Genomic DNA, 19,076 nt, shown 5'->3' on the forward strand with positions numbered 1-19,076 from the left:
TCAGATCGTCATCGATCTTCACGTACAGTGCCGTGATGAGGGTGTTCAGGTCGGTCGACACAACCGGATCTTGAACACCCTCACCTCGTTCATGCACCCCACCAGCCGTTAGGACTTACTCATCTAGGCCGCGCCCAGGAGTCTCACAGCCAGTCGTGCTCCCGCGCGTACCGCGCCGCCTCGTGCCGGGTGCGGGTCCCGGTCTTCTGCATGGCCCGGGAGAGGTAGTTGCGCACCGTGCCCTCCGCCAGGTGGAGCCGGGCGGCGATGTCGGCGACCGCGTACCCGTCGCGGGTCACCCGCAGCACGTCGAGCTCCCGGTCGGTGAGCGGGCAGTCGTCGACGAGGGCCAGCACGGAGACCTCCGGGTCGATCCACCGCCCGCCCTGGTGCAGGGCCGTGACGACCGACGCGATGTGGGCCGGCTCCGCCGACTTGCTGACGAAGCCCTGGACCCCGAGCTTCAGGGCCCTGCGGAGCACCCCCGGCCTGGCGTGCCGGGTCAGCATCAGGATCACCTGCTCGGGCAGCGCGCGCCGGATCGACGAGACGGCGCCGAGTCCGTCCACGCCGGGCATCTCCAGGTCGACGACGAGCACGTCGGGCCGGTGCCGCAGGGTGGCCTCGACGGCCGCCGCGCCGTCCGCCGCCTCGGCCAGCACGGTGATCTCCCCCTCCATGGGCAGCAACGCCGCCAACGCCTTACGGAGCAGGGCCTCGTCGTCCGCGAGCACCACGGTGGTCATCGGTCGTCCTTCCGAGTCGCCGGCCGGACGACGCCGGAGCGCGGGCGCGGGAGCTCGGCGGCCGTCTCGAACCGCCCGTCCCGCTGTTCCACCCGCAGCCGGCCGCCGTCCCCCGCCACCCGGTCCCCGAGCGCCGCGAGGCCCCTGAGCTCGGGGGTCGGCCCGTCCGGCGCGCCGTCGTTGACGATGGTGATGCCCCGCTCCGCGAGGGTGATCCGCACCCGCTCGGCCCGCGAGTGCCGCAGGATGTTGGTCGTCGTCTCGCGGAGCACCTGGCCGAGCAGCTCGCCGGCCCGGGGGTCGGCCTCGGCCTCCCGGTCGACGCGCACCCGGATGCCGGCGGCCTCGAAGAGGTTCTTCGCGTTCTCCAGCTCTGCGGAGAGGTTGAGCCGCCGCTGCGCGTGGGCGAGTTCCCTGGTCTGGGCGATGGTCTCGCCCAGCAGGGCACGCACCTCCCGCAACTCCCGCCGCGCGCCCGCCGGGTCGTCGTCCATCAGCCGGTCGGCCAGCGCGACCTTCAGCTTCACCACGTGCAGCGTGTGGCCCTGGATGTCGTGCAGGTCGCCGGCGAACCGCACCCGCTCCCGCATGACGGCCAGCTCCGCCTCGCGCTCCCGCGACTGCTGGATGAGCTGGTAGAACCGCTGGTTGGCGACGTTGAGGCCGGTCGCCATGACGACGACGCCGGTGGGGACGAGCAGGTAGCCGACCAGGGCGCCGGCGTCGTCCCCCGAGACCAGCGGCCGCGCCGCGCCCACCGCGGCGACGAAGCCGATCAGCGCCAGGGTCGCCGCCCGCCGGTGGCGCGGGAGTTGGGGGATGACCAGGGGGCCCACGATCATGATTCCGTAGGCGGCCGAGTCGCTGCCGGCCACCAGCACCCCGTACGGCCACGCCGCCGCGGTGACCACCAGGCAGGGGAGCGCGACCCGGGCCAGGTCGCCGGCCGTCCACCGCTCGACGGCGAGCAAGCCCGCCGCCGCGCTCAGCGTCAGCACGGCGGCGTCCCACCAGGTGCGGGCTTCGACGGCCACCAGCAGCGCGCCGACGGCGGCGAGCGGCGGCAGCAGCATGGCGAGGTTGAGCCGCCGCAGCCCGCCCCGCGTCGCCGCGTTGTGGTCGAGCATGGTGTGCGCCGCCGGCCAGTCGTGGGTCACGCCTCGGAGTATTCCGCCGGGCTCCGGCGCGGCACCAGTGACGCCACGTCATCTCCCGACCTGACGGACGTCACCCACGGACGGTGACACGGCGCCACTGCCGGACGGGCGTCGCGGCGGGTGGGATCGAGGCATGAACGAGACACCGGTCATCGACGTCGAACGGCTCAACCTCCACTACGGCGACTTCCACGCCGTCAAGGACCTGTCCTTCCAGGTGCGGCGCGGGGAGCTCTACGCGCTGCTCGGCACGAACGGGGCGGGCAAGACCTCGACCCTGGAGGTCGTCGAGGGCCACCGCGCCGCCACCTCGGGCACCGTGCGGGTCCTCGGGCACAGCCCGCGGGACCGGCGGGCGGTGCGGCCCCGGATGGGCATCATGCTCCAGGAGAGCGGGTTCTCACCCGACCTGACGGTCCGGGAGTCGGTCCGGCTGATCGGGAGGCTCACCGGGCGCGTCGACGAGGTCGACCGTGTGCTCGGCGTCGTCGACCTCACCCGCAGGGCCGGCACCAGGGTGTCCCAGCTCTCCGGTGGCGAGAAGCGACGCCTGGACTTCGCCACCGCCGTCTACGGCACGCCGGACCTCCTCTTCCTCGACGAGCCCACCACGGGTCTCGACATCCAGTCCCGGGACGCCCTGTGGCAGGCCGTGGACCGGCTGCGCGAGGACGGGGCCACGGTGGTGCTCACCACGCACTACCTGGAGGAGGCGCAGCAGCGCGCCGACCGCATCGGGCTCATGCACCGGGGCGCCTTCCACCAGGAGGGCACCGTCTTCGAGCTGACGCGGACGCTGCCGGCCACCATCCGCTTCGCCCTGCCGGTGCTCGCGGCGGCGCTGCCGCTGCCGGCCACCCGCGAGGGCGACGGCACCTTCCTCGTCCAGACCTTCCAGCTCCAGAAGGACCTGCACACGCTGCTCGGCTGGGCGCACGACAACGGTCTGGAGCTGCGGGAACTCCAGGCCGGGCCGACCCGGCTCGACGACGTCTTCCGCGCCCTCACCGACGCGTAGCCCGCCCACCCCCAAGACAAGGACTCCCCTCCCATGCTCTCCATCGCGCTCAGCGAGCTGGTCCAGATCCTCCGGAACCGGCTGGTCCTGGTCACCAGCCTCATCATGCCGACGGCGGTCGCCGCGTACTTCGTCTACCAGCACGAGGTCTTCGCCGAGCTGGGCAGCCTCGGCTACATCGCGGCGGTGATCTCGTTCACCGTCGGCGCCTTCGGGCTCTACACCACCGCGGTGACCACGCTCGCCGCCCGCCGGCAGAACCTGTTCCTCAAGCGGCTGCGCTCCACCGCGGCCGGCGACGCCGACATCCTCACCGGGCTGCTGCTCCCGGTCACCGTCATCGCGCTGGTCCAGGTGACCACGATCCTCGCCGTGCTGGCGGCGGTCTCCGGCCGGCCGGCCAACGTGCCGCTGCTGGTCGCGGCGGTCCTCGCGATCGTGGCCATGATGCTCGGCCTCGGCCTGGCCACGGCGGGGCTGACGAACTCCCCCGAGCACGCCCAGGTCACCACGTTGCCCGTCAGCCTCGGCGTCATCGCCGTGGCCAGCTGGGTGGGGATCTCGGGCACCGCGGAGCTCGCCCCGCTCAAGCGGCTGCTGCCCGGCGGCTCGGCCACCGAGCTGATCCTCGACGCCTGGGACGGCGGCGTCCCCGTCGGTGACTCGCTGGTCCTCCTGGTGCCCACGCTGAGCTGGGTGGTCGTCGCCGTCGCGCTGGCCTCCCGGCTCTTCCGCTGGGAACCGCGGAGTTGACGACCCCCCGGTCGGTAACCTGTATAGTCACTCCACACACGTTACCGATCTTCGGAGGGGCGGTCCGTGGAGTTCCCCCTGCACGACTACGTGGCGGGCGCGCGGGTGGCGACCGACCTGGTCACCACCTCGCCCACCGTGCGCGGCCCGGCCGGCGACGGCCTGCCGAGCCCCGAGGCGCTGGCCGCGTTCCTCGCCGACCACGACCTCCGGCTCGACGCCCCGCCGCCGACCGCCACCGACCTCTTCCAGGTGCAGCTGCTGCGCCGCGAGGCGCGCGGCATCATCGAGACCGAGACCGCCGACCAGGCCGTCGCCGGCTGCGCCGTGCTGATGCGGCGCGCCGCGCTCGGCCCCGTGCTGCGGCGGGACGCGGCGGCCGGCGTCGACGGCCGGTGGCGCTGGCACGTGCCGACCGCGCCGGGCGCCCCGCTCGCCGACGAGCTGGCGGCGTTCCTCGCGGCCGGCCTCGCCGGCGTCGTCCGCGCCCTCGGCCACGGCCGGTTCCGCGACTGCGCCGCACCGGGCTGCCGGGGCGTGTTCGCCGACACCAGCCGCACCGGGCGGCGCCGATTCTGCCGGCCCGAGCTGTGCGGCAACCGCGTCAAGGTCGCCAACCACCGCGCCCGGCAGGCCGTCCGATGACCCCGCTGCTCCTCCCGGACGGGGCCGCCGTGCGCGCCCGCGGCCTCCGCAAGCCGTGGCCGGAAGGCCCCGCCCCCGACTACGGCCTCTACCTCGGCACCGCCCGCCTCCGCCGCCGCCACGACGCGCGCCTCGACTGGCCGCACGAGTGGCTCGACTGGCCCGACTTCCTCCTCCCCCGCGACCCGGCACTCGCCGGCCGCCTGATCCGCGACCTGCACGCCCGCGCCCTCGCCGGCGAGACGGTCGAGGTCGCCTGCGACGGCGGCGTCGGCCGCACCGGCACCGTCCTCTCCTGCCTCGCCGTCCTGGCCGGCCTCCCCCCGACCGAGGCCGTCGCCTGGGTCCGCGCACACCACCACCCACGCGCCGTCGAAACCCCCTGGCAGCGCCGCTGGATCACCCGCTTCGCGGGCTGAAACCGGCTCGGCACGGCGCCGGTCGGATCGCTACCGTCTCCGCATGTCCCACCGAAGCCGTGTCTACGCCCTGCTCATCGACACCCCCGAGGCCGCGGCGGCGGCCAGCTTCTGGTCCGCCGCGCTCGGCGCCCCCGCCGAACCCGACCCGGACCACCCCCAGTTCACCGTGTTGCGGGACGCCATTCCCGGCATCGTCACCGCCACGCAGCGGACCGGCGACGACGCGCCGCGCTTCCACATCGACATCGAGACCGACGACCTCCAGGCCGAGACGGACCGCCTGCTGGCCCTGGGCGCGGAGCGCGTCACCACCTGGCTCGACTGCCAGGTGCTGCGCGCACCCGGCGGCCACCTGCTGTGCGTCCTGCCCGTGCACAGCGCTCCGGAGGTCTTCGAGGCCGGGGCCAACACGTGGCCCTGACGCGCGTTCTCGGGCGTGACTCACCATACGTACGTATCGTTGGACACGGCGGCTGCGCGCAATGGGCGCGCTGGGGAGGAGCGGCACGATGACCGTCGTCATGACCGACAGGATCCAGATGGCCGACACCGACGACATGAGCTCGGACGAGCTGTTCGAGCTGCTGGAGCGGGCGATCCCCGAAGGCCTCAAGGCCGAGATCGTCGGAGGGGGCATCTTCGTGTCGCCGCAGCGGAACACCCACTGGTTCATCACCATGAAGTTGATCACAGCGTTGATCAAACGCTTCGGGGAGGATGTCCTGGCGACATCTGATGTCCGCGTCGACTTCCCCGGCGACCGGAACGCCTTCTGCCCGGACGTGGTCAAGTTCTCCGCCGACGCCGCGGAGGACGAACGTGGCCGTTTCCGCTACAAGGACGTGGAGTTCGTCGCAGAGGTCATCTCCCGTGGCACGGCCCAAAACGACTACGGCAAGAAGCGCGAGGCGTACGCCGCAGCCGGTGTTCCCGTCTACCTGATCGTCGATCCCTACACCAGGAAGTGCCTCGTGTTGACGGAGCCGGAAGGCGACAGGTACCGCGAGGAGGTCACGGTGAAGTTCGGCGACCCCGTCGACCTCTCGGGCACGATCGTCGACATGGTCATCCCCACCGACAAGTTCCCCCACGACTGACCCGCGCCGGTTTGCCGGATCGGCAACGGGTCAGGGACGCGTCGCCCCTCCGGTCGCATGATTCCCGCAGGCGCGCCGGAGAGGGCCCGCGCGCCGTGTGTGATCGGGAGGAACCATGTCGCAGACACCCGCCGCCGAGTTCCGGCACCGGTTCGTGGCGTCGCCCGCCGGGCGGACGCACCTGGTGGAGTCGGGTGAGGGGCCGCTCGTGCTGCTGGTGCACGGGTTTCCGGAGTCCTGGTACTCGTGGCGCCACCAGCTGACCGCGCTGGCCGCCGCCGGATACCGGGCGGTGGCGGTCGACGTCCGGGGGTACGGGCGGTCGTCGCGGCCGGCGGCGGTGGAGGCGTACCGGATGCTCGATCTGGTGGCGGACGCCGTGGCCGTCGTGCACGGTCTCGGCGAGTCCGACGCGGTGGTCGTCGGGCACGACTGGGGTGCGAACATCGCCGCGACGTCCGCGCTGCTGCGGCCGGACGTGTTCCGCGCGGTCGGGATGCTCAGCGTGCCGTACGCGCCGCCCGGCGGCCCGCGGCCGAGCGAGGTCTTCGCGGCCATGGGGGGCGACGAGGAGTTCTACGTCTCCTACTTCCAGCGGCCGGGGCGGGCCGAGGCGGAGATCGAGCCCGACGTGCGCGGCTGGCTGGCCGGCCTCTACGCCGCGCTGTCCGCCGACACCATGCCGGCGCCGGGCGCGCCCGACCCGCACTTCGTCGGCCGGGGCGGGCGGATGCGGGACCGGTTCCCGGCCGGTCGGCTGCCGGCCTGGCTCGGCGAGCGCGACCTCGACGTCTTCGCCGGCGAGTTCGAGCGCACCGGGCTGAGCGGGGCGCTGGCCCGCTACCGGAACATGGACCGGGACTGGGAGGACCTGGCCGACCACGCGGGCGCGCCCGTCACCCAGCCCTCGCTGTTCGTCGGCGGCGGCCTGGACGCCTCCACGACGTGGATGGGCGAGGCGATCGCCGCCTTCCCGACCACCCTCCCCGGTCTGGTCGGCTCGCACATCCTGGAGGGCTGCGGCCACTGGGTGCAGCAGGAGCGACCGGCGGAGGTCAACCGGCTGCTGGTGGAGTGGCTGGACGCCCTGCCGGGCTGAGGGGCGCGTCGGTACAGTTCCGCGCATGGCCGATCACATCACGGTGTCGACGACGACGGACAGCAGGGCGGCCGCCGAGGCGCTGGCCCGCTCGGCGGTGGAGGCGCGGCTGGCGGCGTGCGCGCAGGTCGACGGGCCGATCACCAGCGTGTACCGGTGGGAGGGCGCGGTGCGGACGGACCAGGAGTGGCGGGTGCTGTACAAGCTGCCGGCCGCCGGCTACGCGGCGCTGGAGGCCCATGTCAGGGCCGCCCACACCTACGACGTGCCCGAGATCGTCGCGGCGGAGATCACGGCGGGCAGCGCGGCCTACCTGACCTGGGTGGACGAGGAGACCGTCACCCCAGGGTGAGCAGGACGATCGCGGCGGTGGCGCCGAACAGGCCGGTGGACTGGGTTCTGGTGGCCCGCTCGCCGAGCAGGACGAAGCCGAGGACGGTGGGGATCGCCGGGTAGAGGGAGGCCAGCACGACGGCGACGGCCAGCATCTGTTGTCGGGTCGCCCAGAGGTAGAGGATGAGGCCGCAGGCCGCGCCGGCCCCGATGAGAGCCGCCTGAGCTAGGGCCTGTCTTCCGGATCCTCGCGGGCTCGCGACGACTGGCATCCCGCCTGGCTGCGTTGCCGAATCGCGCGAGTACGGCCAAGTACGAGCTGCGATCCGGCGCCTTGCCAGCCGGGCGCCATCCGCCGCTCGCTGATCCACGAAGATCCGGAAGACAGGCCCTGGCGGCCGGGCCGGGATCCGGAAGTGGCGGGCGTGCCGCGCGGCGCTCGGCAGCAGGATCAGGACGGCGGCCACCCGGCCGGCGGCCACGGCCCACACGCCGCTCGCCGGGTCGGCCTGGGCCAGTCCGAGGTACTGCACCGCGACCCCGAGGCTGGCGACCAGGCCGTCGACGGAGGCCCGCCCCTCGGGCCCGCGCGGCTCGCCGTCGCCGCCGGCGACGAGCCACAGCGCGGGCACGGTGAGGACGATGCCGAGCCAGGCCAGCGGCGTCGGTCGGTCGCCGAGGAGGCAGACGCCGCACAGCACGGAGAGCGCGACGCCGGTGACGGCGCTCACCGGCACCACGACGCTCATGGCGCCACGGCTGAGGCCCCGGTTGAGGAAGTGCATGGCGATGCCGCTGCCGACGCCGGAGAGCGCGCCCCAGGCCAGGTCGGCCGAGGAGACGGCGTCGGCGGGCACGAGCAGGGCGGCGAGCAGCGCGAGCGCGAGGCCGCCGAGCTGCCCGACGAAGGTGACGACGGCGAAGTGCACGCGGCGGGACAGCAGCCCGCCGGCGAAGTCGACGACGCCGTGGCAGACGGCGGAGGCCAGCGCGAGAACAGCACCCATTCGACGAGGCTGCCTGGAGCGGGCCGCGTCATGGCCCTCCGACACCCGGGGCCGGGTGTCGGAGGGCCCGGGGCCTCAGGACCTAGGCGGAGAGGCCGGCCTTGAGGGCGGCGGCGACGCGGACGACGCGCTGGGCCTGGTGGCGGGCGGCGTCGCGGGTGGTGTCGTTGATCGGGTTGTTGCCCTGGGCGTCGACGTGCGAGGTGCCGTAGGGGTTGCCGTCGGCGAACTTGACGGCGTCGGTGTAGCCGGGGGAGACGATCAGGCCGCCGAAGTGGTGGATGGAGTTGTAGAGGGCGAGCAGGGTCGACTCCTGGCCGCCGTGCTGGGTGGCGGTGGTGACAAAGCCGCTGTAGACCTTGTCGGCCAGCCGGCCCTGGGCCCACAGGCCGCCGAGGGTGTCCAGGAACTGCTTGAGCTGGGAGGCGACGTTGCCGAAGCGGGTCGGGGTGCCGAAGACGACGGCGTCGGCCCACTCGACGTCGTCCGGGGTGGCCTCGGCTATGTCGGCGCTGGCGGCGGCGTGCGCGGCCCACGCCTCGTTGGCGGCGATGGCCTCGGCGGGGGCGAGCTCGGCGACCCGGCGGACGCGCACCTCGGCGCCGGCCTTCTCGGCGGCGTCGGCGATCTCCCTGGCGATCTCGGCGCTGAAGCCGGTGGAGGAGTAGTAGATGACAGCGAGCTTGACCGGGGTGGACATGGCGTGGCTCCCGTGACTGGTGATGGATCCGCAACTTGTCGTTGAAGATTAAACCACGCGGGAAACGGCCCCGGGTCACCGGGTCACCAGGTCACCGGCAGCTCGTGGACGCCGTAGACGGACCCGTCGTGCTTGAACGGCAGCCGGTCGACGTCCGCCGCGAGCCGCAGGGTGGGGACGCGGCGGTAGAGCGTGCCGTAGACGACCTGGAGCTCCAGGCGCGCCAGCGGCTGCCCCAGGCACTGGTGGACGCCGAAGCCGAACGCCGTGTGGCGGCGCGGGTCGCGCCGCACGTCGAGCTGGTCGGGCTCGGGGAAGGCGTCGGGGTCCCGGTTGCCGATGTCGTTGGGCAGGACGACGCCCTCGCCGGCGCGGATCACCCGGCCGGCGATCTCGATGTCGGCGAGCGCGCGCCGGCGCAGCCCGCTGTGCGTGATGGTGAGGAAGCGCAGCAGCTCCTCGACGGCCGAGGCGACCGCCGCCGGGTCCTCGGCGTCCCGGACGAGGGCGAGCTGGTCGGGGTGCTGGAGGAGGAGCGCGGTGCCGAGCGCGATCATGTTGGCGGTCGTCTCGTGGCCCGCGACCAGCAGCAGCACGCCCATCTCGGCCGCCTCCGCGACGGAGAGCTCGCCCGCCCCGATCCGGGCGACGAGCCCGGACAGCAGGTCGTCGGCCGGGTCCCCGAGCTTCCTGGTCACGAGCTCGCGCAGGTAGTCGGTGAGCCTGGCGAGGGCGGCGGCGCGCTCCTCGGGGGTCGTGGTCCTGGTGATCAGGATCCCGCTGTTCTCCTGGAAGAAGGGGTGGTCGGCGTAGGGCACCCCCAGCAGCTCGCAGATCACCAGCGACGGCACCGGCAGCGCGAACGCCGTCACCAGGTCGGCCGGCCGGGGACCGGCGAGCAGCTCGTCGATCCGGTCGTCCACGATCCGCCGCACGGCGGGCCGCAGCGCCTCCACCCGGCGGACGGTGAAGGCGCCGGTGACCATGCGGCGCAGCCGGGCGTGCTCGGGGTCGTCCTTGGTGATGAAGCTGAGCCCGCCCCCGGAGCTGGGGACGGTCTTCGGGAAGCCGGGGCTGGTCACGTCGGAGCTGAGACGGGGGTCGGCCAGCAGCGCCCGCTGCTCGGCGTGGGTCGTCACCAGCCAGGGGGTGCTGCCGTCCCAGAGCCGCACGCGGGTCAGCGGGGCCGTCTCGCGGCTGGCCCGCAGGCCGGGCGGCGGGTCGAAGGGGCAGCTTTCGGCCCTGGCCATGGGGAACGGGGGGATCTCGGCCGTGTCCTCGGCCACGGGTTCGAGCGCGCTGGTCATGGTGGCGTCCTCGCCTCCTCTTCCTTCGGCCCCCGTGGTCCTGGTCGGACGGTCACGGCTCCACGTCGGAGCCCTCCGCGACGGTGATGGCCGTGGCCGGGCAGACGGCGGCGGCCTCGCGCACCGCGGCGTGCAGCGCGGGCCCGGGGCGGGGGTCGAGCAGCAGCACGATCCCGTCCTCCTCACGCTGGTCGAACACCTCGGGCGCCTGGAGCACGCACTGGCCCGAGCCGCAGCACCTGTCCGCGTCCACGCTCACCCGCACGGCGACCCTCCTCGCCCCTCGTCCCGGCGACAGCCCCACCAGCGAATCGAGCGCCGCGCGGTCACGTCAAGCGAGCGGCTGGACACTGACCGATAGGGAACGCCCGTGGGCCGATTGCGATCCGTTTCGCGACCCGCACGGTGGGCAACTTCTCCGGCCGCCGAACTCTCACACCTCGTATCCGACCGATGGACGGACCGTGGCCGGGGAGGGGGCCCCGTGTGACCTCGGCGATGAGACGGCCGTCACGTCCGATGCCGGGTCGTAGACGTTCGGCGCACCCAAACCGCCCGCAATGAGGCTCAACAGGCGATTCGCCCGACTTCTGCACGGTTTGCCTTCGTAGGTCACACCTTTGCCCTCGGGCCCGAGCACTTTCCATGCTGGGCGACGTTGCCGCGCACCAGACCGGCAGCCGATCCCCATCCCGCTTCGAAAGGTTGTTCCATGCCCGCCATCACGACGACCGCCACCGCGACCGCGCTGCGCCGCCGCCCGGCGCGGGTGGCCTGCCTCGCGGCCGCCTCGGCGGCCGTGGCTGTCTCCCTGACGCTGCCGGCCCACGCCTCCGAGCGCCCGGCCGAGGCCACCGCCTCGACCCAGGAGGTCACCCAGCAGGTCAACGAGTCGACGACGAGGACCGCCGTCGAGAAGGCCACCGACAACGGCGACAAGCAGGCCGACAAGCAGGCCGAGGACCCGGGTCGCGGCGCCGAGTTCGACGACGACGGCAAGCTGATACCCATCGCGCACGACGAGCAGCCGGACCCGGTGCCCGCCAGCCGCGAGGAGATCGACAAGTGGATCAAGGAAGCCCTGAAGGTCATGGACGAGAACGACATTCCGGGCAGCTACGACGGCATCTACAGCAACCTGATGCGCGAGTCCTCCGGTGACCCGTACACGATCAACATGTGGGACACCAACGCCCACAAGAACATCCCGTCCAAGGGCCTGCTCCAGGTCATCGACCCGACCTTCGAGCAGTACCACGTGGACGGCACCAAGAAGGACATCTACGACCCGGTGGCCAACATCGTCGCGGCCTGTAACTACGCCGCCGACAAGTACGGCTCGATGGACAACGTGAACAGCGCCTACTGATCGGGGTAGCCACCGCCACCCCGTGACCCGACGCCCCGCCGGCCCCCGCCGGCGGGGCGTCGGCGTGCGCGCACCCGCTTGACCTTGTCGTAGCGACAGGGTTTCCACTGGGGTCATGCGGATCGGAGAGCTCGCCGACCTCGTCGGCACCACCCCACGCGCCGTGCGCCACTACCACCGCGTCGGCCTGCTGCCCGAGCCCACGCGGCACCCCAACGGCTACCGCCACTACACGCTGCGCGACGCCATCACGCTCGCCCGCGTCCGGCGCCTGCGCGACCTGGGACTCAGCCTCGACGAGATCCGGGACGTGCTGGCCGAGGACGCCGGCAAGGACCTGGTGGAGGTGCTGACCGAGCTGGACGCCGACCTGGCACGCCAGGAGGCCGACATCCGGCGCCGGCGCGCCCACCTGGCGTGGCTGCTGCGGCAGGCCGATGAGACCGGCGGGCTCGGCGCCGAGGCGCCGGTCTCCTTCGAGCTGACCGCGCTCTTCGAGGACATGGCCCGCGTCAGCACGGGCCTCGAAGGGCCGGAGCCGGCCTGGGCCGCCAAGGAGCGGGCCCTGCTCGCGCTGCTGGAGACCGGCCCCCCGGGCGGCGCCCACCGCTGGCTCGACGGGCTGCTGGCCACGCTGACCACCGACCCCGAGGCCGTCACCCGGGCCTACGCCGTCTACGCCATGTTCGACGAGCTCGCGGACGCGGCCGTGGACGACCCCCGGGTGGAGCTGACGGCCCGCGCCGTCGTCGACGGCCTGCCCGAGGAGGCGCGCGAGGCGCTGTCCACCCCCGGCGCGCTGTCCGAGGAGAACACGGCCGGCGGCTTCGCCGACGCCTTCTTCGCCGAGTTCACGCCCGCGCAGGCCGCCGCGATCCACCGCGCCATGGAACTGCTGCGGGAGCCGGCGCCATGACCGCCGCCCGGGCCGCCCTGCGGCTCGCCCGCCACGAGCTGCTCCTCACCACCAGCACACTGCGCTGGGCCACCCGACGCGGGCCGCACGGCGTGCGCGCCGGCGAGGACCTGCCGGTGCCGTACGCGGCGGGCCAGCACGCCGTCACGCTCTGCTTCCTCTTCGCCTCCGTGGTGGAGACGGTGGTGCTCGCCCTGCTGATCCCCTGGCCCCTGGTCCACCTGATCGCCCTGGTCCTCGGCGTCTGGGGGTGCTGGTTCGTGATCGCGCTGCACGCGTCGCTGGCGGTCCGCCCGCACGTCATCGGCGCCGACGGCTCGCTCAGACTCCGCTACGGCGCGCTCCTCGACATCCGGATCCCCGCCGAGCGGATCGCGTCGGCCCGAGTCGAACGCCGCTACCCCGCGACCAGCCCGGGCGCCGTCGACGAGCGGGGCCACGCCGACCTCGCGGTGGCCGGCCAGACCACGGTCACCGTGGAGCTGACCGAGCCGATCGCCTTCACCCGCGTCCTCGGCGCCACGGCCACGGCCCGCGCCTTCCGCTGCTACGCCGAGGACCCCGGGTCCGCCGTCGCGGCCCTGCGGGCCCGCGCCCGCCTCGACCCGGCCTAGCGTTTTTGCCCCAGAGGCAAGACGCCTTGCCCCTCGGGTAAGGCTCTGGCTCAATCGGTGCCATGGACCCCGTTCCCCCGGGGGCGGCCGGTGAGCCGTCACTCGTCGCCGCGCGGCTGCGCGCGCTGCGCCGTCGCGCGGGGCTGACGCTCGAAGCGGCGGCCGGCCGCGTCGGGCTCTCCCCCGCGCACCTCTCCCGCCTGGAGACCGGGCGGCGCCAGCCCTCGCTGCCGGTGCTGCTCGGCCTGGCCAGGACCTACGGTACGACCGTCTCCGGGCTGCTCGGCGAGGCGGTGCCGGACCCGGACCCGGTGGTCAGGGCGGGCGAGGCGGAGGCCCGCCGCTCGGGCGGCTGGACCTACTGGGAGGCCGGCGCCCCGGGCCGCGCGATGCAGGCGCTGCGGGTGCGGGTGCCGCACGGCGACGGGCAGGACGAGCTGGTCCGCGTGCACCCCGGCGAGGAGTGGCTGCACGTGCTGCGCGGCCGGCTGCGGCTGCGGCTCGGCGACGCCGAGCACCTGCTCGGCGAGGGCGACAGCGCCCACTTCGACTCCCTCACCCCGCACCGCCTCGGCGCCGTCACCGCCTCCGGGGTCGAGCTGCTCTTCGTCCACACCCTGCTGCGGAGCGCCGGCACCGAGCTGTGCCTGGGCGCCATCCGCCGCTGAGCCACGAAGGAGACCCGTGACGCCCCGCTCCCCCGACCGCGAGGAACGGATCCCCAGAAGCCTGTGGATCCGCCTCCTCGCCTACGGCCTGGTCGGCCACCTCTTCGCCGCCTTCCTGATCTTCCTCTTCTCGCTCGGCGCCTGACCGCGACGCGGCCACCGGCCTCCGCTACTGATCCGCCGGCGTGGTCGCGGCCCGCTGGGACTCGCTGCGCAGCACGCAGAACTCGTTGCCCTCGATGTCGGCGAGCACCACCCAGCCCGTGCCGTCCGGATTGCGGCGGTCGGCGACCAGCGTGGCGCCGAGGGCGAGCAGGCGCTCCGTCTCGGCCTCGCGGGTGGTGTCGGGGCGCAGGCACAGGTGGATCCGGTTCTTGACGGTCTTCGGCTCCGGCACCTGGTTGAAGTGGAGGATGGCCCCCGTCGGCAACAGGACCTGCGTCTCCTCGTCGCCTGGACGGTCCTCAGGGTGCTGGGGAGCGCCCGTCACCTCGCTCCAGAAGCGGGCCAGCGCATAGGCGTCGGCGCAGTCGATCGCCACGTTCTCCACGAAAGATGCCATGCCGGCCAGCCTGCCTGACCGGCGGCGACGTCGCCACCGCATTGCGCCGCGCCCGGCGGGGCACCAGAACTCCCGACGCCCCGGGCGCTGTTCACCGGGGCGTCGACCGGACGTTCTCGGAAGCCGGCGGTCCGATAACCGACGCTTCCTAGGGTCCGGTCTGTTTTGCGCCGCTCACCGGACAAGGAGGCACTCCCCATGCCACGCGTCAGAACGATCCTGCTCGCCGCCGTCACCCTGGCCGCCACGGCCGTCGCCGGCCCCGCCCTCGCCGCGTCCCCCGGCGAGGTCCGGCCGGACGCCGGCGAGCTGCCGACGCACATCAACGGCGGCGCCTGGCCGACCAGTCACGTGCAGGGCGTCACCGTCGACACCGAAGGCGGCTTCGTCTACTGGTCGTTCACGCAGATGCTGGTGAAGACCGACCTGGCGGGCAACGTGATCGGCACGGTCGAGGGGCTCACCGGGCACCTCGGCGACATCGACCTCAACCCGGAGGACGGCCGGGTCTACGGCTCGCTCGAGTACAAGGCGGAGGAGGCGTTCTACATCGCCGTCTTCGACGTCGACGCCATCGACCGGGTCGGCATGAACGCGGAGACGGACGGCGTGATGACGGCCGTCCACCTGGAGGAGGTCGTCGACGACTTCACCGCCGACATGGACGGCGACGGCGTCTTCGACGGCGACACCGCGAACACCGCCGACCACCGCTACGGGTGCAGCGGCATCGACGGCGTCTCCTTCGGCCCGTCGTTCGGCTCGCGCGGCGACGACCGGGGCGGCGACCGGGGCGGCGACCGGGGCGGGCGGCAGCGGCTGATGGTCGCCTACGGGGTGTACGCGAACACCGGGCGCACCGACAACGACCACCAGGTGATCCTGGAGTACGACGTGCGGAACTGGGCCCGCTACGAGCGGCCGCTGTCGCAGAGCGACCCGCACCGCAGCGGCCCGCCCCGCCCGAACGGCAAGTACTTCGTCCGCACCGGCAACACCACCTACGGGGTGCAGAACCTCCAGTACGACCCGTACACCGGGAACTGGATGATGGCGGTCTACACCGGCACCAAGGAGGAGTTCCCCAACTACTCCTTCTTCGTGGTCGACGGCGACGTGCCGCCGCGCCGGGGCGAGATAACCGGCCAACCGCAGCGCGAGCGCGGCCAGTTGCTCAGCCTGGTGCGCGACGGCCGGCACGACCCGGCGACCGGCGTGTACGGCTGGGACTTCCACGGCAACTACGGCCTCGAGGCCCTGGGCGACGGCTACTACTACGCCGCCGAGGGCCGCGCGGTCACCGTGGACGGCCAGCGCCGGCAGCTCGGCGAGGTCTACCTCTACCGCTGGACCGGCGCCTCCCCGACGCCCTTCGAGCGGGTCACGGACTGAGGGCGCCGGGCGGCACGCGATCCGGGGTCACTCCTCCTCAAGACCCCAGCTGTGCACCTTCCGGGGATGGATGCGGATCACCTCCGGGCTGAAGTGCGAGCCGAGGCCGTGCGGGCCGACGAGCAGCTCGGCGGTGCCCCGGATCTCGACGAACCGCACCTTCCAGGGGTCGACGCTGACGACGTCGTCGACGACGAGCGAGAGCCGGGGGTTGGCCTGGAGGTTGCGCCACTTCTTGGTGGCGCCCATCCGCAGGCCGCCGACGAGGATCGTGTCGTCGTCCTGGAGGAAGAAGCCGACCGGGTTGTTCTGGGGCTGGCCACCGGGGTCGACGGTGGCCAGCCTGGCCAGCCGCTGGGTGCCGAGGTACGCGCGCTGCGCGTCGGTGAAGTGTGTCATGTGCGCATCCTTTCCCCCGAGGTCGTCGCCGGTGGGCGACGCGCGCCCGACCGGTCACCCGGCCGGGCGCCACGCGGCGGGGTCAGGCCGGGAACGGACGCGGCGGCGCCAGCTCCGCGGTCACCGGGACGCCGGGCACCCGGCGGTTGCTCACCACGGCCAGCTCGTAGTCGTGCCGGGCGCCGCGCTGCCACTGCCCGCCGGCGAGCGGCACGGTCGCCACGTTCGGCACCGGTCCCGCCGGCCAGTCGAGCGGCCCCGCGATGGTGTCGAGACGCGCCCGGCCGATCGCCTCGGCCACCGCCGCCGGGTCCCCGGGGTCCGCGGCGGTGGCCAGCGCGTGCGCCGCGACCTCGAACAGCGCGTGGGCCAGGCCGAGCGGCTGGAGCCACTGCCGCCCGGTGTCCCGCTCGTACGCCTCGGCCAACTCGGCCGCGGTCATGCCGTCGAGCGACGACCGGTAGGGGTGTCCCGGCGTCCAGTAGACGAGGGTCGCCACGTCCGCCTGGGCCGGCCGGGCACCGCCGCTGGTGACCGACGGCGGGTAGGCGAGCCACCGCGAGCAGGTGATCAGCCGGGGCTGGTACCCGTGTTCGGCGGCGAGCTCGCGGAAGTGCCCCAGGTCGCGGGCGGTCGCGGCGCTCGTCACGACCTCGGCGCCCGCCGCGGCGAACACCTTCACGTGCTCGGACAGGTCGTCCGCCGGCTCCTGGTAGCCGCCCGGGTCCACCAGACGGTGCCCGCGCGCGGCGGCGACCGGCGCGAAGCCGCGCGCCCGGTGCCGCGACCAGCCGCCCTGCGGACCCGAGTTCCACAGGCAGCCCACCGACTGGCATGGGCCACCGGCCAGTTCCCACAGGTCGGCGAAGGTCTCCGCGATCGCGTCGAGACCCCAGCAGAAGTGGTACGTCCAGCGGAACGGCGTCCCGTCCTCAGCCCCGCGCCCGTAGTAGTAGGCCTGCCAGGGGAAGGCGCTCGACACGCACGGCACCCCCGACTCCTCGCAGACGTCGGCGACCGCCGGCAGCACCTCGGTGCCGGCCAGGGTGAGGACCAGCACCGCCCCCTCGTCCCGCACCAGCTCCCGCACCGCCCGCCGGGCGCCCTCCGCCGACGACCGGCTGTCCCGGCTCACCAGCCGCAGCGACCCGCCCAACCTCGGCGCGAGCCACGACATCGCGAACGCCAGCGGGTCCCCCAGGGCCGCCAGCCGCCCGGACCGCGCCACCACGACCCCCACGGTCGCCACCGATCCCCGCATCCCGCACCGCCTCCCGCTCGCGCCGACCGACAGCCGGCTAACGGCGCGCCACGGCCGGCGGGTGCGACGGCCCACCCGTGTGGGTGACCGGCCGCCCGGACAACGACGCTCACCGCTCGCCCTCGCTCGTCAACCGGCATGAGAACCAGACACACTTCACGCCCAGACAGCGCGGCGCCGTCTCCCACCCGAACTGCGGGCACATCTCCCGCAGCAGCCACAAGCCCCGCCCCGACTCGGCGTCCCATGCCGGCTCTCCCATGACGGGTGGCACGGCTGAGCTGTCGAAGAGCTGGATGTAGACCTGCTCCCCAAGCCGAACGACTCGGAGGCGGCACCGCCGATCGGGAACGTGCTTGACCACGTTCGAGAGCAACTCCGAGATGCCGAACGCGGCCAGCTCGACGGCTCTCTGGTCCGCCCGCCAACTCTGGAGGACGTCCGCCACGACGTGACGCCAGATCGTGATCTCGTCGACCCGTGCGGTGAGTGACCAACTACGGGCGTCCTTGGGGGTTCGCTCAGTGACTCGCATAGGCATCTCCACGGCGATCGCACTCCGAGAGCTGGGGATGACGACTGCAAGCCCGATGGTCCGGAAGCGCCGTCTGGGCCAGGAGCTCAAGCGGCTTCGCGAGACGGCCAACCTCAAGGGAGCCGAAGCGTCGAAGAGTCTGGGCTGGTCGGCCTCGAAGCTGTCTCGCATCGAAGCCGGCCGGTCCGCACCGACGCCGGCCGACGTGACCCGGCTTCTTGACCTCTACGGCGTGGATGATCTGGATCAGCGCGAGAAGCTGGAGAAGCTGACGCGTGAGGCTCGGAAGAAGGGATGGTGGCAGCTCTACAGCGACATCCCGTACTCCACCTACATCGGCTTGGAGGCAGAGGCCGAGGCGATCCTCACCTACGAGACCGTGGTGCCGGGCCTGTTTCAGACCAGCAGGTACGCCGAAGCGATCAACCGGGCCACCGGCCCCGGCCTCAGCGACGAGGCGCTGGAGCAGAGGCATGACGTGCGGATGCAACGTCAGCAGCTTCTTGAGCAAGCCCAGCCAGTGGAAGTCCGAGCCGTGCTCGACGAGTCGGCCCTCTGCCGCCAGGTCGGTGGGCGAGAGGTCATGCACGAGCAGCTCGCGCACCTGCTTGAACTGGCCGCTCGCCCGAACGTACTCCTACAAGTAATCCCCTTCACCCATGGCGCCCATCCGGGGACACTGGTAGGACCGTTCGTTATTCTGCGGTTCGCACATCCAGAAGATCCGGATGTCGTGTACGTCGAAGCCAACACCGACCCCTATGTCAGCGACTCGCAGCGTTACGAGGTGTTGTTCGACAACCTCCGAGCCAACGCCGTGAGCGCCCCTCAGACGCTGGCAATGATCAAGAACAGGATGAAGGAGCTATGAACAGCGAAGGGGGCGTGGCCCTCGACCTCGCCCAGGCCGGATGGCGCAAGCCCCGAAGGAGCCAGGCCAACGGGAACTGCGTCGAGGTCGCTGACGGCTTCCCCGGCATCGTCCCAGTGCGGGACAGCAAGAACCCCGACGCCGCACTCGTCCTGCCCATGGAAACCTGGAACGCGTTCGTGGCACACCTCAAGGACTAGGGACC

General features: G+C 73.0%; 26 protein-coding genes. 16 read left to right on the plus strand and 10 right to left on the minus strand.

Going from position 1 to position 19,076, the window contains the following annotated elements; all coding sequences use genetic code 11:
* Positions 1 to 143: 143 nt before the first annotated feature.
* Positions 144 to 746, minus strand: a complete 603-nt coding sequence (locus RNC47_RS31500; protein WP_311603713.1) for a response regulator transcription factor — start codon at positions 744 to 746, stop codon at positions 144 to 146.
* On the minus strand, positions 743 to 1,903 hold the full coding sequence (locus RNC47_RS31505; RefSeq protein ID WP_311603715.1) for a sensor histidine kinase: 1,161 nt from the start codon (positions 1,901 to 1,903) through the stop codon (positions 743 to 745). Before RNC47_RS31505 ends, RNC47_RS31500 begins: the two co-directional genes overlap by 4 nt.
* A gap of 133 nt (positions 1,904 to 2,036) precedes the next feature.
* Here RNC47_RS31505 and RNC47_RS31510 point away from each other — a divergent pair, with 133 nt between their 5' ends.
* The 8 genes from RNC47_RS31510 to cutA all read left to right on the plus strand — a co-directional run bounded on the left by RNC47_RS31510 (position 2,037) and on the right by cutA (position 7,289).
* Entirely contained in the window at positions 2,037 to 2,921 is an 885-nt protein-coding gene (locus RNC47_RS31510; protein ID WP_311603717.1) for an ABC transporter ATP-binding protein, read from the plus strand.
* A gap of 33 nt (positions 2,922 to 2,954) precedes the next feature.
* Positions 2,955 to 3,674, plus strand: a complete 720-nt coding sequence (locus RNC47_RS31515) for an ABC transporter permease (RefSeq protein WP_311603718.1) — start codon at positions 2,955 to 2,957, stop codon at positions 3,672 to 3,674.
* A gap of 66 nt (positions 3,675 to 3,740) precedes the next feature.
* Positions 3,741 to 4,319 (plus strand): CGNR zinc finger domain-containing protein, encoded by a 579-nt coding sequence (locus RNC47_RS31520; protein ID WP_311603720.1) that lies wholly within the window; start codon positions 3,741 to 3,743, stop codon positions 4,317 to 4,319.
* Positions 4,316 to 4,738: a protein-tyrosine phosphatase family protein gene (locus tag RNC47_RS31525; protein ID WP_311603721.1), complete on the plus strand. Its 423-nt coding sequence runs from the start codon at positions 4,316 to 4,318 to the stop codon at positions 4,736 to 4,738. Before RNC47_RS31520 ends, RNC47_RS31525 begins: the two co-directional genes overlap by 4 nt.
* 43 nt (positions 4,739 to 4,781) lie before the next feature.
* Entirely contained in the window at positions 4,782 to 5,162 is a 381-nt protein-coding gene (locus RNC47_RS31530) for a VOC family protein (RefSeq protein ID WP_311603723.1), read from the plus strand.
* Positions 5,163 to 5,250: 88 nt separating this feature from the next.
* Entirely contained in the window at positions 5,251 to 5,838 is a 588-nt protein-coding gene (locus RNC47_RS31535) for a Uma2 family endonuclease (protein ID WP_311603725.1), read from the plus strand.
* Between the two features lie 115 nt (positions 5,839 to 5,953).
* Positions 5,954 to 6,937, plus strand: coding sequence for an alpha/beta fold hydrolase (locus tag RNC47_RS31540; RefSeq protein ID WP_311603727.1), 984 nt, complete (start codon positions 5,954 to 5,956; stop codon positions 6,935 to 6,937).
* 25 nt (positions 6,938 to 6,962) lie between these two features.
* On the plus strand, positions 6,963 to 7,289 hold the full coding sequence (cutA, locus tag RNC47_RS31545) for a divalent-cation tolerance protein CutA (RefSeq protein WP_311603728.1): 327 nt from the start codon (positions 6,963 to 6,965) through the stop codon (positions 7,287 to 7,289).
* Here the strand turns inward: cutA and RNC47_RS31550 are convergent.
* From RNC47_RS31550 to RNC47_RS31565, 4 genes are all read right to left on the minus strand, one after another.
* The gene (locus RNC47_RS31550) at positions 7,276 to 8,277 is read right to left on the minus strand and encodes an EamA family transporter (protein ID WP_311603730.1); all 1,002 of its coding nucleotides are present in this window, start codon (positions 8,275 to 8,277) and stop codon (positions 7,276 to 7,278) included. The two genes, cutA and RNC47_RS31550, sit on opposite strands and share 14 nt — an antisense overlap.
* Before the next feature lie 82 nt (positions 8,278 to 8,359).
* On the minus strand, positions 8,360 to 8,977 hold the full coding sequence (gene wrbA, locus RNC47_RS31555; RefSeq protein ID WP_311603732.1) for an NAD(P)H:quinone oxidoreductase: 618 nt from the start codon (positions 8,975 to 8,977) through the stop codon (positions 8,360 to 8,362).
* 83 nt (positions 8,978 to 9,060) lie between these two features.
* Entirely contained in the window at positions 9,061 to 10,284 is a 1,224-nt protein-coding gene (locus RNC47_RS31560) for a cytochrome P450 (protein WP_311603733.1), read from the minus strand.
* 52 nt (positions 10,285 to 10,336) lie between these two features.
* Positions 10,337 to 10,549, minus strand: coding sequence for a ferredoxin (locus RNC47_RS31565; protein WP_311603734.1), 213 nt, complete (start codon positions 10,547 to 10,549; stop codon positions 10,337 to 10,339).
* Between the two features lie 447 nt (positions 10,550 to 10,996).
* Here RNC47_RS31565 and RNC47_RS31570 point away from each other — a divergent pair, with 447 nt between their 5' ends.
* From RNC47_RS31570 to RNC47_RS31590, 5 genes are all read left to right on the plus strand, one after another.
* Positions 10,997 to 11,653 carry a transglycosylase SLT domain-containing protein gene (locus RNC47_RS31570; RefSeq protein WP_311603736.1) on the plus strand — a complete coding sequence of 219 codons (657 nt, stop codon included), beginning with the start codon at positions 10,997 to 10,999 and terminating at the stop codon, positions 11,651 to 11,653.
* A 115-nt stretch (positions 11,654 to 11,768) separates the two neighbouring features.
* Complete coding sequence (locus RNC47_RS31575) at positions 11,769 to 12,569, plus strand: MerR family transcriptional regulator (protein WP_311603738.1); 801 nt, start codon at positions 11,769 to 11,771, stop codon at positions 12,567 to 12,569.
* Positions 12,566 to 13,183 (plus strand): hypothetical protein, encoded by a 618-nt coding sequence (locus RNC47_RS31580; RefSeq protein ID WP_311603740.1) that lies wholly within the window; start codon positions 12,566 to 12,568, stop codon positions 13,181 to 13,183. Before RNC47_RS31575 ends, RNC47_RS31580 begins: the two co-directional genes overlap by 4 nt.
* A gap of 62 nt (positions 13,184 to 13,245) precedes the next feature.
* Positions 13,246 to 13,851: a helix-turn-helix domain-containing protein gene (locus RNC47_RS31585; protein WP_311603742.1), complete on the plus strand. Its 606-nt coding sequence runs from the start codon at positions 13,246 to 13,248 to the stop codon at positions 13,849 to 13,851.
* Positions 13,852 to 13,867: 16 nt separating this feature from the next.
* Positions 13,868 to 13,996, plus strand: coding sequence for a DUF6126 family protein (locus tag RNC47_RS31590; RefSeq protein ID WP_311603743.1), 129 nt, complete (start codon positions 13,868 to 13,870; stop codon positions 13,994 to 13,996).
* A gap of 24 nt (positions 13,997 to 14,020) precedes the next feature.
* On the opposite strand, the gene RNC47_RS31595 is transcribed toward RNC47_RS31590, so the two are convergent.
* Complete coding sequence (locus RNC47_RS31595; protein ID WP_311603744.1) at positions 14,021 to 14,413, minus strand: VOC family protein; 393 nt, start codon at positions 14,411 to 14,413, stop codon at positions 14,021 to 14,023.
* A 198-nt stretch (positions 14,414 to 14,611) separates the two neighbouring features.
* Between RNC47_RS31595 and RNC47_RS31600 the strand changes: the two genes are divergently transcribed.
* A complete protein-coding gene (locus RNC47_RS31600; RefSeq protein WP_311603745.1) occupies positions 14,612 to 15,805 on the plus strand; it encodes a hypothetical protein in 1,194 nt (397 codons plus the stop codon).
* Positions 15,806 to 15,832: 27 nt separating this feature from the next.
* Here the strand turns inward: RNC47_RS31600 and RNC47_RS31605 are convergent, their stop codons facing one another.
* The 3 genes from RNC47_RS31605 to RNC47_RS31615 form a co-directional block, all read right to left on the minus strand.
* A complete protein-coding gene (locus RNC47_RS31605; RefSeq protein ID WP_311603747.1) occupies positions 15,833 to 16,204 on the minus strand; it encodes a PPOX class F420-dependent oxidoreductase in 372 nt (123 codons plus the stop codon).
* An 82-nt stretch (positions 16,205 to 16,286) separates the two neighbouring features.
* On the minus strand, positions 16,287 to 17,453 hold the full coding sequence (locus RNC47_RS31610; RefSeq protein WP_311603748.1) for an ABC transporter substrate-binding protein: 1,167 nt from the start codon (positions 17,451 to 17,453) through the stop codon (positions 16,287 to 16,289).
* 121 nt (positions 17,454 to 17,574) lie between these two features.
* Positions 17,575 to 18,000: an ATP-binding protein gene (locus tag RNC47_RS31615; RefSeq protein ID WP_311603750.1), complete on the minus strand. Its 426-nt coding sequence runs from the start codon at positions 17,998 to 18,000 to the stop codon at positions 17,575 to 17,577.
* A 37-nt stretch (positions 18,001 to 18,037) separates the two neighbouring features.
* Here RNC47_RS31615 and RNC47_RS31620 point away from each other — a divergent pair, with 37 nt between their 5' ends.
* Positions 18,038 to 18,871 carry a helix-turn-helix domain-containing protein gene (locus tag RNC47_RS31620; RefSeq protein WP_311603751.1) on the plus strand — a complete coding sequence of 278 codons (834 nt, stop codon included), beginning with the start codon at positions 18,038 to 18,040 and terminating at the stop codon, positions 18,869 to 18,871.
* On the plus strand, positions 18,868 to 19,071 hold the full coding sequence (locus RNC47_RS31625) for a DUF397 domain-containing protein (RefSeq protein WP_311603753.1): 204 nt from the start codon (positions 18,868 to 18,870) through the stop codon (positions 19,069 to 19,071). Before RNC47_RS31620 ends, RNC47_RS31625 begins: the two co-directional genes overlap by 4 nt.
* Positions 19,072 to 19,076: the final 5 nt, after the last annotated feature.

Origin of the sequence: Streptomyces millisiae, assembly GCF_031845425.1 — a bacterium.
In the GTDB taxonomy this organism is placed as follows: domain Bacteria; phylum Actinomycetota; class Actinomycetes; order Streptomycetales; family Streptomycetaceae; genus Streptomyces; species Streptomyces millisiae.